The organism is Methylosinus trichosporium OB3b (genome assembly GCF_002752655.1).
Taxonomy (GTDB): Bacteria; Pseudomonadota; Alphaproteobacteria; order Rhizobiales; family Beijerinckiaceae; genus Methylosinus; species Methylosinus trichosporium.
Genome location: NZ_CP023737.1, coordinates 2271939 through 2287964, shown reverse-complemented (window position 1 = coordinate 2287964; position 16026 = coordinate 2271939). Strand labels below are relative to the sequence as shown.

At 66.7% G+C, this 16026-nt stretch carries 15 protein-coding genes; 4 read left to right on the top strand and 11 right to left on the bottom strand.

Annotation, left to right across the window (positions count from 1 at the left end):
* Window positions 1-243 precede the first annotated feature (243 nt).
* Window positions 244-621 (bottom strand): HMA2 domain-containing protein, encoded by a 378-nt coding sequence (locus CQW49_RS11015; RefSeq protein ID WP_003609854.1) that lies wholly within the window; start codon window positions 619-621, stop codon window positions 244-246.
* 52 nt (window positions 622-673) lie between these two features.
* The gene (locus tag CQW49_RS11010) at window positions 674-1921 is read right to left on the bottom strand and encodes an NAD(P)/FAD-dependent oxidoreductase (RefSeq protein WP_003609856.1); all 1248 of its coding nucleotides are present in this window, start codon (window positions 1919-1921) and stop codon (window positions 674-676) included.
* Window positions 1922-2095: 174 nt separating this feature from the next.
* On the opposite strand from CQW49_RS11010, the gene CQW49_RS11005 reads away from it, so the two are divergent.
* Together CQW49_RS11005 and CQW49_RS11000 are read left to right on the top strand one after the other, a co-directional pair.
* A complete protein-coding gene (locus CQW49_RS11005; RefSeq protein ID WP_003609858.1) occupies window positions 2096-2581 on the top strand; it encodes a tellurite resistance TerB family protein in 486 nt (161 codons plus the stop codon).
* Between the two features lie 137 nt (window positions 2582-2718).
* The gene (locus tag CQW49_RS11000; RefSeq protein WP_003609859.1) at window positions 2719-3504 is read left to right on the top strand and encodes an SDR family NAD(P)-dependent oxidoreductase; all 786 of its coding nucleotides are present in this window, start codon (window positions 2719-2721) and stop codon (window positions 3502-3504) included.
* Window positions 3505-3574: 70 nt separating this feature from the next.
* On the opposite strand, the gene CQW49_RS10995 is transcribed toward CQW49_RS11000, so the two are convergent.
* From CQW49_RS10995 to CQW49_RS10980, 4 genes are all read right to left on the bottom strand, one after another.
* Window positions 3575-3895 (bottom strand): c-type cytochrome, encoded by a 321-nt coding sequence (locus CQW49_RS10995; protein ID WP_003609860.1) that lies wholly within the window; start codon window positions 3893-3895, stop codon window positions 3575-3577.
* Window positions 3896-3984: 89 nt separating this feature from the next.
* Window positions 3985-4302 (bottom strand): c-type cytochrome, encoded by a 318-nt coding sequence (locus CQW49_RS10990; protein WP_003609863.1) that lies wholly within the window; start codon window positions 4300-4302, stop codon window positions 3985-3987.
* A 48-nt stretch (window positions 4303-4350) separates the two neighbouring features.
* Entirely contained in the window at window positions 4351-5568 is a 1218-nt protein-coding gene (locus CQW49_RS10985) for an LL-diaminopimelate aminotransferase (protein WP_003609865.1), read from the bottom strand.
* Window positions 5569-5791: 223 nt separating this feature from the next.
* Window positions 5792-6148, bottom strand: coding sequence for a hypothetical protein (locus tag CQW49_RS10980; protein ID WP_003609866.1), 357 nt, complete (start codon window positions 6146-6148; stop codon window positions 5792-5794).
* A gap of 254 nt (window positions 6149-6402) precedes the next feature.
* Here CQW49_RS10980 and CQW49_RS10975 point away from each other — a divergent pair, with 254 nt between their 5' ends.
* The gene (locus CQW49_RS10975; RefSeq protein ID WP_003609868.1) at window positions 6403-8718 is read left to right on the top strand and encodes a PHA/PHB synthase family protein; all 2316 of its coding nucleotides are present in this window, start codon (window positions 6403-6405) and stop codon (window positions 8716-8718) included.
* A 148-nt stretch (window positions 8719-8866) separates the two neighbouring features.
* Here CQW49_RS10975 and CQW49_RS10970 read toward each other — a convergent pair whose 3' ends face one another.
* Entirely contained in the window at window positions 8867-9391 is a 525-nt protein-coding gene (locus CQW49_RS10970; RefSeq protein WP_003609870.1) for an LPS assembly lipoprotein LptE, read from the bottom strand.
* Complete coding sequence (leuS, locus tag CQW49_RS10965) at window positions 9378-11993, bottom strand: leucine--tRNA ligase (protein WP_003609872.1); 2616 nt, start codon at window positions 11991-11993, stop codon at window positions 9378-9380. The genes CQW49_RS10970 and leuS overlap by 14 nt, the downstream gene beginning before the upstream one ends.
* 147 nt (window positions 11994-12140) lie before the next feature.
* Between leuS and CQW49_RS10960 the strand changes: the two genes are divergently transcribed.
* The gene (locus CQW49_RS10960) at window positions 12141-13613 is read left to right on the top strand and encodes a glycerol-3-phosphate dehydrogenase (protein ID WP_003609874.1); all 1473 of its coding nucleotides are present in this window, start codon (window positions 12141-12143) and stop codon (window positions 13611-13613) included.
* A 225-nt stretch (window positions 13614-13838) separates the two neighbouring features.
* Here the strand turns inward: CQW49_RS10960 and CQW49_RS10955 are convergent, their stop codons facing one another.
* From CQW49_RS10955 to CQW49_RS10945, 3 genes are all read right to left on the bottom strand, one after another.
* The gene (locus CQW49_RS10955; protein ID WP_003609877.1) at window positions 13839-14417 is read right to left on the bottom strand and encodes a type II toxin-antitoxin system VapC family toxin; all 579 of its coding nucleotides are present in this window, start codon (window positions 14415-14417) and stop codon (window positions 13839-13841) included.
* Window positions 14414-14992, bottom strand: a complete 579-nt coding sequence (locus CQW49_RS10950; protein WP_155931278.1) for a hypothetical protein — start codon at window positions 14990-14992, stop codon at window positions 14414-14416. The genes CQW49_RS10955 and CQW49_RS10950 overlap by 4 nt, the downstream gene beginning before the upstream one ends.
* Before the next feature lie 249 nt (window positions 14993-15241).
* A complete protein-coding gene (locus CQW49_RS10945; RefSeq protein ID WP_003609879.1) occupies window positions 15242-15940 on the bottom strand; it encodes a class I SAM-dependent methyltransferase in 699 nt (232 codons plus the stop codon).
* Window positions 15941-16026 lie beyond the last annotated feature (86 nt).

Below are 16026 nucleotides of genomic sequence, written 5' to 3'. Positions count from 1 at the left end.
CGCGGAGCCTCCCGACGAGAGCGAACGGACAGATCGAGGATAATGTCGCGTCTCGCGCCTTCAAGGGCGACGAAGGGCCGCGCTTTTCGTGAAAAGCGCCGTCAATAGCGATTCCCCCGTCATTGCGAGCGGAGCGAAGCAATCCAGAGCCGCGGGGCGGCCCCTTCGTCGCTTCGCTCCTCGTAATGACGCCGCCCAAATAGTTGCGGCTTCGCGCGGAGTAGAACTAAAGGCGAGAGAACATCACGCGATCATGCGGATGAGCGCGCCGGCCGAACGGCCGAGCACATGCTTCATCACCTCGCCGGCGACAGCCTCGGCGATGGCCTCCGTCGCCGCCGAGCCCGGAGCGCCGGCGGCGCGGGGAGGGGCGGCGGCGCTCTGCGGCTCGGCGTCGATATAGCCGAGCCGGCGCAGCACCGACCATAGCGCCTCGGTCGCGAAGGCGGCGCGATCGTAGAAGATCGTCACGCTGCCCGAGTGAATGTTGATCGAGGCGGAGTTCACGCCGGCGATCGCGAGCAACTCCGAATGCAGAGGAACGATGGCGCGCGCATGTCCCTTCAATCGCGCGAGGCGGACGCGCAATCGGCCCGGGACGTGATGGAGTTGCAGCACCATGGAAGGGAGGGCTAGCCGGCCCGCGTTGCGGAAGTGTGACGGCTCGAGGACTTCAGAACCTTTCCACCCTGTAGGGCGCCGGATCGGTGAAAGGCTCCTCGCCGGTCATCATTTCGGCGAGCAGTCGTCCGCTGACCGGGCCCAGTGTGAAGCCGTGATGCTGATGGCCGAAATCGAACCAGAGCCCCTCATGGCGCGGCGCCTTGCCGATGATCGGCAGCATGTCCGGGAAGCAGGGCCGGCAGCCCATCCACGGCTTGGGGTCGAGCCGCTCGGCGATCGGAAACAAGGTGCGCGCCAGCTGTTCGTCGCGGTCGACCTGCACGGGGGTCGGCGGCGCGTCGCGGCGGGCGAATTCCGCTCCGGTCGTCAGCCGCACGCCGCGCGTCATCGGCGCCAGCACATAGCCATTGTCGGCGTCGAGCACGGGATGCGAGAGGCGGGCGCCGTCGGCGACGCCGTAATGCATGTGATAGCCGCGCTTCACCGCGAAGGGCAGATCATAGCCGAGCGGACGGAAAATCTGGTCGGACCAGGGACCGAGCGCGACGACGATGTCGCGCGCAATCAGCGCTCCGTCATGCGTCGGCACGCTCCAGCGCCCGTCGCGGGTCTGCTGCAGGGCGCGCACGTCTCCGGCGAGGAAGCGGCCCCCGCGCCGCTGAAACAGCTCCGCATAGGCCTGGGCCACCGCGCTCGGATCGGCCACGGAGGCGGTGTCGAGGAAATGCACGGCGCCCTTCACCGGCGCGAGATCGGGCTCGAGCGCGGCCAGAGCGTCGGCGTCCAGCGTCTCGATGCGCAGGGAGAAGCTGCGCAGCTTTTCGGCGTCGGCTATGCCCTTGGCGAGCGTCTTCTCGCTGCGATAGAGCTTGATCCAGCCGATGCGCCGGACGATGTCGCCGGCTCCAGAGAGCTGGATCAGCGCGTCATGCTCCTCGAGGCAGCGCTCGACCAGCGGCAGCGCGTCGTGCGCGTGGCGCATGGCGCGATCCGGCGCGCTCTCGCGAAAATAGCGCCACAGCCAGGGCGCGACGGCGGGCAGAGCGGAAAAATGATAATGCGCCTGCGGCGAGAGGTTGAGCGCATAGCGGAAGAGATCGCTGAGGTCGCGCGGGAAGAGATAAGGGAAGATCGAGGCGCGCTCGATGAGCCCGGCGTTGCCGAAGCTCGTCTCGAGCCCGGCGGCTCCGTGCCGGTCGACCAGCGCCGCGTCGCGGCCGCGCGCCTGCAGATGCAGCGCGGCCGACACCCCGACCATTCCCGCTCCGAGCACGACGACATCGGCGGTCTGCTGCATGCGACTCTCCAAAGAAGCGGAATGAATGGAATATGGCCGCGGCGCGCCGCAAACGCCAGCCTGGGCTAGGGATCATGCGCAGCAATATTCCGGCCAGAGGCGCCCGTTCCTCCCTCTGGGCAGCGCGGCCCGCGCGCTTTATACGGATATCACGCCCCCGACCACGGAGATCCGATGCTCGCCGCCTTTCGCGCCTTTCTCGACGAAATCTCCGGCGCGCCGGCGCGCCCGCGGCCGTTCGAAGCGTCGGACTATCGGCTCGCCGCCGCGGCCCTGCTGGTGCATCTCGCCTCGATCGACGGCGTCTATGACGCCGGTGAGCAGCGGGCGCTGCATCGGCTCGTCGAGACCCGCTTCGGGCTCGATTCCGCCGAGGCCGGCGCGCTCATCGCCGCCGCCGCCGAGAGCGAGCGCGAGGCCGTCGATCTCTACCGCTTCACCAGCGTGCTGAAGCGCACGCTGGATGAGGACGGCCGCCGCGCCGTCATCTCCATGTTGTGGGAAATGGCCTATGCCGACGGCGAGATTCACGAATTCGAGGAAAATGTGATCTGGCGCGTCGCCGAATTGCTCGGCGTCTCGACGCGCGACCGGGTGGAGCTGCGGCAGGCGGCCAAGGACGCCTCGCGGCCGATCCAGCCCGGGCCGTGGGGGAAATAGCGGCTCGCGTCAGCCAATATGACGTCCCTCGAGAGCGAGCCTGAAGGCTCGCGGTCCAAGCGCGGCTCCTGGATCGCGAGCCTTCGGGCTCGCTTTTCGCCCGGCGCCTGGTCTGACGCAGATTACGGGAGGATAGATTGAGCGAGAACAAAACCGCGATCGTGACCGGCGCCTCGGACGGCATCGGGCTCGAGCTCGCCCGCATCTTCGCCCGCAAGGGCCATCATGTCACTCTGGTCGCCCGTCGCGGCGATCGGCTCGAGACGCTCGCCGCCGAGATCGTCGCCGCCGGCGGCGAGGCGCCGCTCGTCGTTCCGCTCGACCTTTGCGCCGAGGGGGCGGCGGAGCGGCTCGAGGCCGCGCTGGCCGAAGCCGGGCGCTCTGTGGAGTTTCTGGTCAACAACGCCGGCTTCGGCCTCATCGGCCGCGCCGCCGAGCTCGACGCCGCCGAGCAGCTCGCATCCGTCGATCTCAATATTCGCGCGCTGACGGCGCTGACCTTGCGCTTCCTGCCGTCGATCGTCGCGGCGCGGGGCGGCATATTGAACGTCGCCTCGGTCGCCTCCTTCATGCCCGGGCCGGGCTTCGCCGTCTATTACGCCAGCAAGGCCTATGTCCGCTCTTTCAGCGAGGCCCTGGCCGAGGAGCTGAAGGGCGTCGTGCGCGTCACCGCGCTCTGCCCCGGCCCCGTGCGCACGGGATTCCAGGCGCGCGCCGGATTCGATTTCAACGGCGAGATGATGGCGATGCGGCCGGCGCTCTTGCCGGCGAGCGAGGTCGCGCTCCAGGGCTATGAGGCGCTGGCGGCCGGGCGGCGCGTCGTCGTGCCGGGGCTCGTCAACAAATTCTTCGTGCTGACCGGGCGTCTCGCCCCGCGCGCCGTGCTGATGCCGCTGCTGGCGCGGGCGCAGCGGGCGCGCTGACGCTGTTGGACATGCTCTGGAAAAAGGTGAGGGGCCGGGTGAGCAAGCGGGGATCGCGGCGGACGTGCGGTCACTTGCTCTGGATCGACGTGATATAGGTCAGCAGAGCGTCGATCTGCTCGGGCGAGAATTGGAAGCGCGGCATCTCGAGGCCGCCATGGCCGACGACGATGCCCTCGGCCAGCGCCTCCTCGAGATTCTCCAGCGGATATTTGCCGGCGAGCGTGCGGAAGGGCGGCGAGGCCGGGTTGGGACTCTTGCCCGTCTTGCCGATCGCATGACAGCGGCTGCAATTGGCGGCGGCGATCGCTCGGCCGCGCGCGGCCTCGTCGGCCGCAGTCGCCGCGGCGCAGGTGAAGATAGCCAGAAGGACAACGGCGAGGCGCATCATGTCAGGCTCCCTCGAGATCGCGCCGGGCGCGGCCGCGTCCGGCGTCTTGTGAGGTTCTCGCGACGGCCGAGGCGCCGCGCTGCGCCGCGTCACTTCATCGTGGCCATATAGCCGGCCAGAGCCTCGAGCTGCCCATGCGAGAGCGCGACCCGCGCCATTTGCGCATGGCTCTCCACCGCATCGCTGAACATGTCCTCGAGATTGTCGAGCGAGAGGCGTCCGACCATCTCGTGGAAGGGCGGCGCGTCCGGATGCGGGCTGACGCCCAGCGGGCCGACGGCATGACAGCTGCCGCAATAGGAGGCGGCGATCGCCTTGCCTTTGGCGATGAGGCTCTTGGAGGCGAAAGCCGGCGAGGCGGCGGCGACAGTGAACGAGGCGACGAGAATGAGACGAGCAAAACGCATGGGATGAGCTCCTGACGAAAAAGGTCGTCGCCGCTCGCGACGACCGGCTCACCCACGCGCCTGCAGCGGCACCACATTGTGCAGCGTCTGATCGGCGCTCTCGAAGAAGCGCCGCAGATTGCGCGCCGCTTGGCGGATGCGCTGCTCGTTCTCGACCAGCGCGAGACGCAGGTAGCCTTCGCCATGTTCGCCGAATCCGACCCCCGGCGCAACCGCGACATCGGCCTTCTCGATGAGCAGCTTCGAGAAGTCGAGGCTGGTCATGCCCGCAAAGCGCTCTGGGATCGGCGCCCAGACGAACATCGAGGCGTCGGGCGCCGGAATGCGCCAGCCCGCCTGCGCGAAGCTCTCCACCATCACGTCGCGGCGCTTCTTATAGGTGGCGCGCATCTCCTTGATGCAATCGTCCGGCCCGTTCAGCGCCGCGGTCGCGGCGACCTGGATCGGCGTGAAGGCGCCATAGTCGAGATAGCTCTTCACCCGCGCCAGCGCCGCGCAGAGCCGCTCATTGCCGACCGCGAAGCCGATGCGCCAGCCGGCCATCGAATAGGTCTTCGACAGCGACGAGAATTCGACGGCGATGTCGATCGCGCCTGGAACCTGCAGGATTGACGGCGGCGGATTGTCGTCGAAATAGACCTCGGCATAGGCGATGTCGGAGAGCACGAAGATGTCGTGCTTCTTGGCGAAGGCGACGAGGTCCTCGTAGAAATCGAGGGAGGCGACCGTCGCCGTCGGATTGGCCGGATAGCACACGACGATGGCGATGGGCTTCGGGATCGAATGCGCGACCGCCTTCTCCAGCCAGGAGAACAGCTGCGGCGTCGGGTCGGCCGGCACCGAGCGGATGACGCCGCCGGCCATCAGAAAGCCGAAGGCGTGAATGGGATAGGAAGGGTTGGGCGCGAGCACGACGTCGCCCGGCGCGGTGATCGCCTGCGCCATATTGGCGAAGCCCTCCTTGGAGCCGAGCGTCGCGACGATCTGCGTCTCCGGATCGAGCTTCACGCCGAAGCGGCGCTCGTAATAGCCGGCCTGGGCGCGGCGCAGTCCCACAATGCCCTTGGACGCCGAATAGCGATCCGTGCGCGGGCGGCCGGCGGTCTCCACCAGCTTCTCGATCACATGGCGCGGCGCGGGAAGATCGGGATTGCCCATGCCGAGGTCGATGATGTCGGCCCCGGCGGCGCGCGCCTTGGCCTTGAGCCGATTGACCTGCTCGAAGACATAAGGGGGAAGGCGCTTGATGCGATGGAAATCCGACATGGGGCGTCGATCCGCTCGGGGTTGCCTGGAGAAGCGCCGCTCGGCGCTCCGGGGATGAAACGAATCCTAGCGGCCGCCTCGGGCCGAAAGGGCGATGATGGCGCGAAAGCCTTTCGAAATAGCTAGAGCGCTTTCCGATGGAGCGGAATCGTTCGATCGATCAGAATTCGCTCGAACGAAAGAATTCTAGAGCGCTATCCGATCCAATGGATCGGATAGCGCTCTAGGGCCGCCTCGCCGCGCCGTCGCGCGATTTCGTCGGCGCGTCGGGCGTCTTGACGCGCGCGGCGCGGGCCCTCGCGGCGGCGGCGGCGGCCTCGAGCTCCTTCTGCATGGCGTCGGCTTCGGCGCGAACGGTTTTGAGGTCGGGTCGCGTCACTTTTGGTCCCAGAGGCGTGTAGTCGAGATCGGCCGGGCGCGAGCGCTCGACGAAATCGACGCGCGGCGGCGGCGCGTTGCGCAGCCCGACGCCCTCGAAGAAGCGGCCGATCGTCGCGCCGACAGAGGACGACGCGTCCTCGGCGCGCGTGGGCGCGGCGAGCAGCAGGGCGATCGGCGCAAGCGCGAAAATTCGTCTCATAGGGGCGGGCTCCAGCGGCGCGTTTCGTCATAGAGCGACAATGCGGTTTTGATAAGTGCGGCGAGACGGCGCGCGTCGGCGCTCGCGGCCGACCTTCCGTCGCGCCCGACCTTCACTCGCGGCTATGCCGCGCTTAAGTATTGAAGGAACGGATTTCCTGCCCGGAGCGGCTTTCCGTACCTCTGCGGGATATGCTCTAAGGAAGATGACGAGAGGCGGCCGGGCGAAAGCCGCCGCGGCGACAGGACGAGGACATGACCGCAGGACGCCGCTCAACGGCCGGAGCCAAACGGCGGCCGCCCCATTTGCGAGATGCGGCGGAGACCAAACTCGTGGTCGAGGAGCCGCCGCCGGCTGAGAATGCGGATGTTTCGCTGCTGGAAGCGCCGCGCGTGAACGGCGCACGCGTGGCCGCCGCCGCTCCGGCGCAAAAGAAAAAGACCGGCAAGGTTAGGGCAAAGCCGCGGGCGCCGGTCCAAGAGCCGCCGGTCCAAGAGCCGCCGGTCCGAGAGCCGACGGCGGAAGCGCCGCGCGAGGCCATGATCGCCATCGCCACGCCGCCCGCCGCCCCGACGGCGGAGGAGCGCCGGCTCGAGCTACAGGCCGCGGCCGCTCTGGTCGCCGGCGCCGCCGCCGAATTGACCGAGGCGCAGCGCCGCAGCCTGATGGGACAATTGCAGGCGCTGGAGCCGGCGCCGCCGGCGCCTGCGCCCGTCCTGACGCCCGCCGCTCCGCCCGAGATTCCGGCTGCGCCGCAACGCAAGCCGGCGCGCGACTATCAAGCCGGCGCGGCCGAATCGACCGCGCATGATTTCGAGATCATCGCCGAAAATCTGGCCCGGCTCGTCGACCAGGGCCGTAAGGCGCTCGCCGCCGCGGTGGGCGGCATGGAGCCGGGCGACACGCGCAGCGAATTGGCGAGTAATGTCGCCGACGCGACCAAGACGCTCGGCGCCGTCGCCGAGCGCTGGATGGCCAAGCCCGAGCAGGCGGTGGCGGCGCAGGCCGATCTCCTGACCGGCCTCAGCGCGATCTGGAGCCAGACCCTGCGCCGCTTCTCCGGCGCCGATGTGCCGCCAGTGGTGCCGGCGGACCCCAGCGACAAGCGCTTTTCCGCGCCCGAATGGCGCGACAATCCCTTCTTCGATTGCCTGCGCCAATCCTATGCGCTGACGACGCATTGGGCGAGCGAGGCGGTCGAGCGCACCGACGGGCTCGATCCGCAGACGAAATCCAAGGCGGCCTTCTACACGCGCCTCATCGCCAGCGCTTTGTCGCCGTCCAATTTCGTGGCCACCAATCCCGAGCTGCTGCGTGCGACGCTCGATGCGCGCGGCGAAAATCTCGTGCGCGGCATGAAGATGCTGACCGAGGATCTCTCCGCCGGGCGCGGTATGTTGAAGCTGCGCCAGAGCGACGAGAGCAAGTTCGAGCTCGGCGTCGACATGGCGTCGACGCCCGGCAAGGTCGTCTACCGCACGCCGGTGATGGAGCTCATCCAATATGCGCCGTCGACGGAGACGGTCTATGAGCGCCCGCTGCTGATCGTGCCGCCCTGGATCAATAAATTCTACGTGCTCGATCTCAATCGCGAGAAGAGCTTCGTGCGCTGGGCGACCGGCAAGGGCCTCACCGTCTTCGTGGTCTCCTGGGTCAATCCCGACGAGAGCCAGGCGGACAAGGGCTTCGACGCTTACATGAAGGAGGGCGTGCTGGCCGCGCTCGACGCGGTGCAGAAGGCGACCGGAGCGCCGCATGTCGCCGCCGCGGGCTATTGCGTCGGCGGCACCATGCTCGCCGCGACCCTCGCCTATCTGGCCGAGAAGGGCGACGACCGCATCGACAGCGTGACCTTTCTGGCGACGCAGGTCGATTTCACCGACGCCGGCGACATGCAGGTGTTCATCGACGAGGCGCGGCTCGCCGCGCTCGACGAGGCCATGTCTCGCACCGGCTATCTCGAAGGCGTCAAAATGGCGACGACCTTCAACATGCTGCGGCCGAACGAATTGTTCTGGACCTATTTCGTCAACAATTACATGAAGGGCGTCGAGCCCGCGGCTTTCGACCTGCTCACCTGGAACTCCGACTGCACGCGCATCCCGCGCGCCAATCATCTCTTCTATCTGCGCTATTGCTACATCGAGAACGCGCTGTCGCAAGGCCGCATGGTGATCGACGGCGTGACGCTCAATCTGCGCAAGGTGAAGATCCCGATCTATGAGCTGGCGGCGAAGGAAGACCACATCGCGCCGGCGCGCTCGGTGTTCACGGGCGCCAAATATTTCGGCGGCGAGGTGCGCTATGTGCTCGCCGGCGCCGGCCATATCGCCGGCGTCGTCAATCCGCCCGACAAGCACAAATATCAATATTGGACCGGCGGCCCGCCGATGGGCGCCTATGAGGATTGGGTGAAGGCGGCCAAGGAGAGCAAGGGCTCCTGGTGGGACGACTGGCACGACTGGATCACGTCGCAGGCGCCGGAGCAGGTCGCTGCGCGCATTCCCGGCGAGGGCGGATTGAAGGCGCTGTGCGACGCGCCGGGAGACTATGTGCGCGTGAGGGCGTGAGGGGCTGTTGATTTTCAGCGTCGTCGCCGCCTCGGTCCGAAGCTTTCGAGCATAACCGCCCAGCCCCTCACCTCACCTCTCTCCGCAAGCGGGGAGAGGAGGCTGCGGGCGCTGGCGCCTCTGTCCGAAATGTGCGAGAGGGCGGGTCCTATTTCGCCAGCACGGTCGCGACGCGCGTGCGGATCTGGTCGGCGATCACCTTGGCGTCCCTGATCTCGCTGTCGCGCGCGGCGCGGACATTGGCGAGACGATTGCTGAAGCGGTCATAGGACGCCACGCCGAAGGCGACGCCCTCGGTAATGACTTTCTCGTCGGCGATCGAGATCAATTTGTAGTCGGCGTCGATGATGACGGTCGCCGAGGTGGCGCGGCCGGTGACGGTGTCGAGAATCGGCGTCTGCACCCGCTCCTTCAGCTCGACGAACAGCCGATAGCGCGGCGCGACCTCAGAGCCCGTGCCGTTGAAGGCGAAGATCAGCTCATTGCGCACATAATGGCCGGCGCGCTCTGGAATGGGCGCGACATCGACCGCCTGCAGCTCCGCCGCCAGCGGCGCGCCGGCGCCGATCGGCCCGTAGAGCGGCCGAATCTCGTTGCAGGCGGAGAGAAAGAGCGCGAGCGCGGCGCAGAGAACTGCGCGGCGCCGGCAGGCCGTTGAGTCAGACGACGACATTGACGATCCTCTTGGGCACGAGGATGAATTTCTTCAGCGGCTTGCCGTCCATGGCGCGGACCACGGCCTCTTGGCTCAGCGCCTCCTCGCGGATGACGGATTCGGGAGCGTCATGGGCGACGACGAGCTCCGCGCGCTTCTTGCCATTGACCTGCACCGGCAGCACGATCGTCTCCAGCGCGACCAGCGCCGGATCGGCGACCGGCCAGGGCGTCTCGACGAGGAGCGTCGCATGGCCGAGATCGCGCCAGCATTCCTCGGCCACATGCGGCGTCATCGGCGCGATGAGCAGGGCGAGCGTCTCGGCAGCTTCTCTGAAAGCGAAGGCGAGATCATCGGCGACCGGCGTCGCCTCGATCTTGTCGAGCGCCGATGTCAGCTCATTGGCGAATTCACGAATGCGGGCGATCGCCGTGTTGAAGCGCAGGCGCTCGATATTGTCGCCGACCGCGGCGATGGCGCGATGCGTCGCCTTGCGAATGTCGAGCGCCGCGGCGCCGAATTCCGCCGGCGCGCGCGCGCCGAGCGGCGCCGCGACATTGGCGAGCTCGCCGGCGAGGCGCCAGACGCGATGCACGAAGCGCGAGGCGCCCTGCACGCCCTCTTCCGACCACACCACATCGCGATCGGGAGGCGAATCGGAGAGCACGAACAGGCGCGCGGTGTCGGCGCCATAGCTCGCGATGATGTCGTCCGGGTCGACCGTGTTGCGCTTCGACTTCGACATCTTCTCGATCGAGCCGATCTCGACCTCCTCGCCGGTCTCGATCAGAAAGGCGCGGCGGCCCTTGTCATTGGCCTCGAAGCGCAGCTCGGTCGGCGCGATCCATTTGCCCGAGGCGGCGCGATAGGTCTCATGCACCACCATGCCTTGCGTGAAGAGGCCCGCGAAAGGCTCGGCGACGCCGCCATGTCCCGAGTCGCGCATGGCGCGCGAGAAGAAGCGCGAATAGAGAAGATGCAGGATCGCATGCTCGATTCCGCCGATATATTGATCGACCGGCAGCCAGCGCGCGAGCTGCTCAGGATCGGCCGGCGCCGCCTCGTTGTGCGGATCGGCAAAGCGCGCGTAATACCAGGACGAGTCCACGAAAGTGTCCATCGTGTCGGTCTCGCGCCGCGCCGCCGCGCCGCACTTCGGACAGGCGACATGCTTCCATGTCGGATGATGGTCGAGCGGATTGCCCGGCCGATCGAAGGTCACATCCTCCGGCAGCTTCACCGGCAGATCCGCGTCCGGCACGGGCACGACGCCGCAATCGGGGCAATGGATGATCGGTATCGGACAGCCCCAATAGCGCTGCCGTGAGACGCCCCAGTCGCGCAGCTTGTAATTGATCTTGCGCTCGCCCTGCGGACGGCCGTGCAGCTGCGCCGTCTCGAGACGCTTGGCCGCCTCCTCCTTCGCCTGCGCGACGGTCATTCCATCGAGGAAGCGCGAATTGACGAGAACGCCCTCGCCGTCGAAAGCCGTCTCGCCGATGACGAGGCTCGCCGGATCGACGCCCTCGGGGCAGACCACAGGCGTCGCGCCGAGGCCATAGGCGCGCGAGAAGTCGAGGTCGCGCTGGTCATGCGCCGGACAGCCGAAGATCGCGCCCGTGCCGTAATCCATCAGAATGAAATTGGCGACATAGACCGGCAGCGTCCAAGCGGGATCGAAGGGATGAACGACCTTTAGGCCGGTGTCGTAGCCCTTCTTCTCGGCGGTCTCGATCGCCGCGACCGAGGTGCCGATGTGGCGGCATTCTTCGGCGAATGCGGCGAGCGCCGGATCGCTCTCGGCGGCCTTGCGTGCGAGCGGATGGTCCGGCGCGAGCGCGACGAATTTGGCGCCGAACAGAGTGTCCGGCCGCGTGGTGAACACCTCGATCTCGCCCGCGGGATCATTGGCGAGGGCGAAGCGGACCAGCAGCCCTTCCGAGCGGCCGATCCAATTGCGCTGCATCAGCCGCACCTTCTCCGGCCAGCGCTCGAGCGTATCCAGGGACCCGAGGAGGTCATCGGCATATTTGCCGATGCGCAGGAACCATTGGGTCAGCTCGCGCTGCTCGACCAGCGCGCCGGAACGCCAGCCGCGCCCGTCGACCACCTGCTCATTGGCGAGCACGGTCATGTCGACGGGGTCCCAATTGACCTTGGACTGCTTGCGGTCGACGAGCCCGTGCGCGAGAAAATCGAGGAATAGTTTTTGTTGATGCTTGTAATAGGCCGGGTCGCAAGTGGCGATCTCGCGCGACCAGTCGAGCGAGAGGCCCATGGATTTCAGTTGAGTCCGCATCGAGGCGATATTGGCGTAGGTCCATTTCGCCGGATGCGAGCCGCTCTGCTGGGCCGCGTTCTCGGCCGGCAGGCCGAAGGCGTCCCAGCCCATCGGATGCAGCACGTCGAAGCCCTTGGCGCGCTTGTAGCGGGCGATGACGTCGCCCATCGAATAATTACGCACATGACCGACATGGATGCGTCCCGACGGATAGGGAAACATCTCCAGCACGTAATATTTCGGCTTTTGCGGATCGCCGCAGGCGAAGGCTCGCCGCTCCTCCCAGAGCGCACGCCATTTGGGCTCGGCCGCGGCGAATTCGTAGCGTTCAGGTCTCATGGGCGGAAGGCGGGTCCTGCTCGAAAAATCGGGGTTTCGCCTGTAATGCAGGGCGTCGCTCCGCTTGTCAAAGCAAGACGGCGCCGGGCCGGCCGAATCGGCCTATGTTGAGGCGCGCCCGCGCGGGGCCCGAAGCCGGAGGCCGCCATGATCTACGATCTTCTCATCGTCGGAGGCGGGGTCAATGGCTGCGCCATCGCCCGCGACGCCGCTGGGCGCGGCCTTCGCGTTCTCCTCGTCGAGCAGACGGATCTCGCCGCCGCGACCTCCTCGGCCTCGACCAAGCTGATCCATGGCGGGCTGCGCTATCTCGAGCAATATGAGTTCCGTCTCGTCCATGAGGCGCTGGCCGAGCGCGAGCTGCTGCTCGCCGCCGCGCCGCATATCATCCGACCGCTGCAATTCATCCTGCCGCACGAGCCCTCGGTGCGCCCGGCCTGGCTGGTGCGGCTCGGGCTCTACCTCTATGATCATCTGGCGCGGCGAAAGCGCATTCCCGGCTCGCGAGCCGTCACTCTGGCTGGCTCGGCGTTCGGCGCGCCGCTCGCGGGCGCCTATCGTCTCGGTTTCTCCTATTATGACTGCCGGGTCGATGATACGCGCCTCGTCGTGCTGGAGGCGATCGATGCGCGCGAGCGCGGCGCGGAGCTGCGCATCGGCGCCAAGCTCGTCGGCGCGCGCCGCGACGGCGACGTCTGGCGCGCCTCGATCTCCGGCGCCGACGGCCGGATCGAGAGCGTCGGCGCTCGCGCGCTCGTCAACGCCTCGGGTCCCTGGGTGCAGGAGACGCTGACGCAGCGGCTCGATTTGCGTTCCACGAAGCATGTGCGGTTGGTCAAAGGCTCGCATATCGTGACGCGCCGGCTCTATGCCGGCGATCACGCCTATCTGCTGCAGCGGCCGGACAAGCGCATCGTCTTCGCGATTCCGTTCGAAACGGATTTCACGTTGATCGGCACCACCGACGTTCCCTTCTCGGGCGCGCCGGGGCCGGTCGCCATCGACGCCGAGGAGACGGATTATCTCCTCGACAGCATCCGTCATTTCTTCCGCGTCGAGATCGGCCGCGGGGATGTCGTCTGGAGCTATTCGGGCCTGAGGCCGCTCTTCGACGATGGCGCGCTGAAAGCGTCGGTCGTCACGCGCGACTACGCCTTCGATCTCGCGCGGGCGGAGGGCGCGCCGGCGCTGTCGGTGTTCGGCGGCAAGATCACCACGGCGCGTCGGCTCGCCGAACATGCGCTGGAGACGCTCGCGCCCTTCTTTCCGCGGCTCGGCCCCGCCTGGACGGCGCAGGCGACGCTTCCCGGCGGCGATCTCGGCCCCGGCGGCTTCGACGCTTTTCTCGCCGAGGTGACGCGCGCCAAGCCGTTTCTGCCGCCGTCGCTGGCGCGCCGCCTCGCCGGCGCCTATGGGACGCGGCTCTGGCGTTTCCTGGAACAGGCGCGATCAATGGACGATCTCGGCGAAGATCACGGCTGCGGCCTCACCGAGGCGGAGCTCGCTTTTCTTCGCGCCGAGGAATGGGCGCGCTCGGCCGAGGATGTGCTGTGGCGAAGGTCGAAGCTCGGCCTGCGCCTCGACGGCGCGCAGCAGGCGCGGCTGGGGCGCTGCTTCTGATTTACTGGCGCTTTCGACCTTGCGGCATCGCTTCTGACGCACTTCATCGATAGTCAATCGGCAGGTCGCGGGTTCGAGCCCCGCCGCCTCCACCATTTATGGGGGTGTAGCTCAGTCGGAAGAGCAGCCGCTTGATTTTCATCCAAACGGCTCGGCTTTTTTGCCGAGCCGTTCTTTTTTCGGATAGTGGCCTACGTCCCCGGATTGCTGACCATGTGATGGCAACTACTTCGTGTCGCCTTGCTTCGGAGGCTTTTTTTGCGAAGGCCAGGGCGCTTCAGAGCGTTCACTGAGGTGCGATTGCGCGAATTCGAGCGGCAGGTCCAGGTTCCAGGTCGATTTCACCTGCAACCCCGCCAGCTTCGCGAATGCGACTTGCCGGCTGTCATCGGAATAGAAGATCGTAGCCGACCGAGAGACGGCTATTGCGACGATCGCTCTGTCCATCTTCACATGCTGCCAGTCGCCCGTCTGCCCGGATCGCTTGTCGCCCGCCAGCTTTGCGCTGCGAATGATCCTTCCTAATTCGAACGCGGCCGGACCGTCGAATGGCGCGAGCTCTATGCATGCAAACTCCAACAGCGCGCTGAAATAGGCCTCGACCGAAGCGCTTATGCACAGCGCCTCCGCGAGGGCGGGCGTGGGAATGAGGAGCGTTCCGTTCGTGCGTGAGAGGTCGTCGATCAGTGCTTCGATTCTGTGTCTGCAATAGGGAATCGGCTGGCCGGTCGCCGGGTTCGGCCTTGCGATCGCCGCCGGATTGAGCAGCAGCGTGAGAAATGTATTGTCTATTGCTGCGATCAAGCGGCGCCGTCCCGCTCGTCGAGCCGCGTCCACTCCGTCAGAGGATCGTCCGGCCAGTCGACCTCTATGCTCCTCAAGGCGTCGATGGCGTCGCGCAAAGAAACGTCCTTGACCGGACTGACGCTTTGAATGTGGAGAGATTGGCAAGACCACTCGCCGCTCGTGGCGCGTCGCCACGCGCCACGGCCTTGGACCCGAACCGTCTCCAAGAAAAAGCCCCGCAATGTCGCGCCGAGGATACGATCGGCGGTGCAGGCTACGTAGCTGCTTCCGCCTCTCGGTCGAATACGCGCTCTGATTCCGCCGGAAGGCTCTTCGGAAAGAGCATAGAGCTTGCCCGTGACGGTCGCCTGATCGACGAAGCCGAAGGCGGCTTCCGTCACGCCGCCCCTTCCAGGGAATCGCAAAATAGACGTTGCGCCAAAGCTTATTCGGGCGACGCCTTTGTCTTCGCCGACCATTTCGTTGATGCGACGGGCGGCGTGCATCGCGTCCGGGGGCGCACGACGATCGCGCACGGCATAGATACGGGCCTGGACCTTGTGAGACGCGCCGCCGAGCGGCAGCTTCGCCACGATCTTCGTGCAGGCTTTCTCGACTCGATCGAAATGAACGGATTCGAACTCGCCGAACAGGATGGCGAGGAGCCGCATATATTCGGCTAGGCGCGCCATAGGAATTTCGTCGGGGGAGCGCCCTTCCAAAATCCAGCAAATTTCATGGTCGGCGCGCATTCCGATGATCCGACATTTACCCGAACTCGGGTGGCCCGTCTCAGATCGAGAACATTTGGATAACACTAAAGTTGCGCTCTGTCCTTTCTTTCAGGCGCGCCGACTGAACCTCGCCAATTTGTGCCAGGTGAAGGCCGCGACCGGCTCGGCCGCGAGGCCCGCCGCCTGCGCCTGAGACGCGAGCGTCGCAAAGGTCTCGGGCAGGTCGTTGGCGGTCAGATGCGCGCAGGTCGCCTCGCGCTCCTCCTCGGTCAGCAGGCCCCAATCGCTGCGCAACCAAGACGTGTAGCGACCGAAATAAATGGGCAGCGTTTCGTCCTCCTCGCGCATCACATCGGTGAGCAGCAGCAGGCCGCGCGGGGTGAGCCGGGCGGCGGCGAGGCGGAAGAACTCGGCCTTACGCTCGGTCGGCAGATGATGCAGCGCGAAGCTCGTGTGGATGAGGTCGAAGCGCTCGTCGCCTTCGGCGAGCGCTGTCAGCAAATCCTCGCGGCGCAGCTCGGCGGGGCAGGGAAGCGCTTTCGCATTCTCCGCGGCGAGGCCGAGCGCGGTCTCGGAGAGATCGACGCCGACATAGCGCGAGGGCGCAAGGCGCGCGAGCCGCGGCGCGAAGGTCGAGGCGTCGCCGCAGCCGAGATCGAGCACCGAGAAACCGCTATCGCCGAAGGCGGCGCGCAGCGTCTCCTCGATGCGCGCGCCGATCTCGCGGTGATACATGTAATTGGCGTCCACGATCTTGCGGTAGGTGCGCCAAGCGGAGAAGAATGCGTCTGTGGCGGAATCGGACATGGCCTTCTCGAGGTTTCTTCACGCGAGATTCGCCCTCATAGCATGATTTGCCGGCGCGTCACGCCGAGGACGCCGGAAGCTTCGGC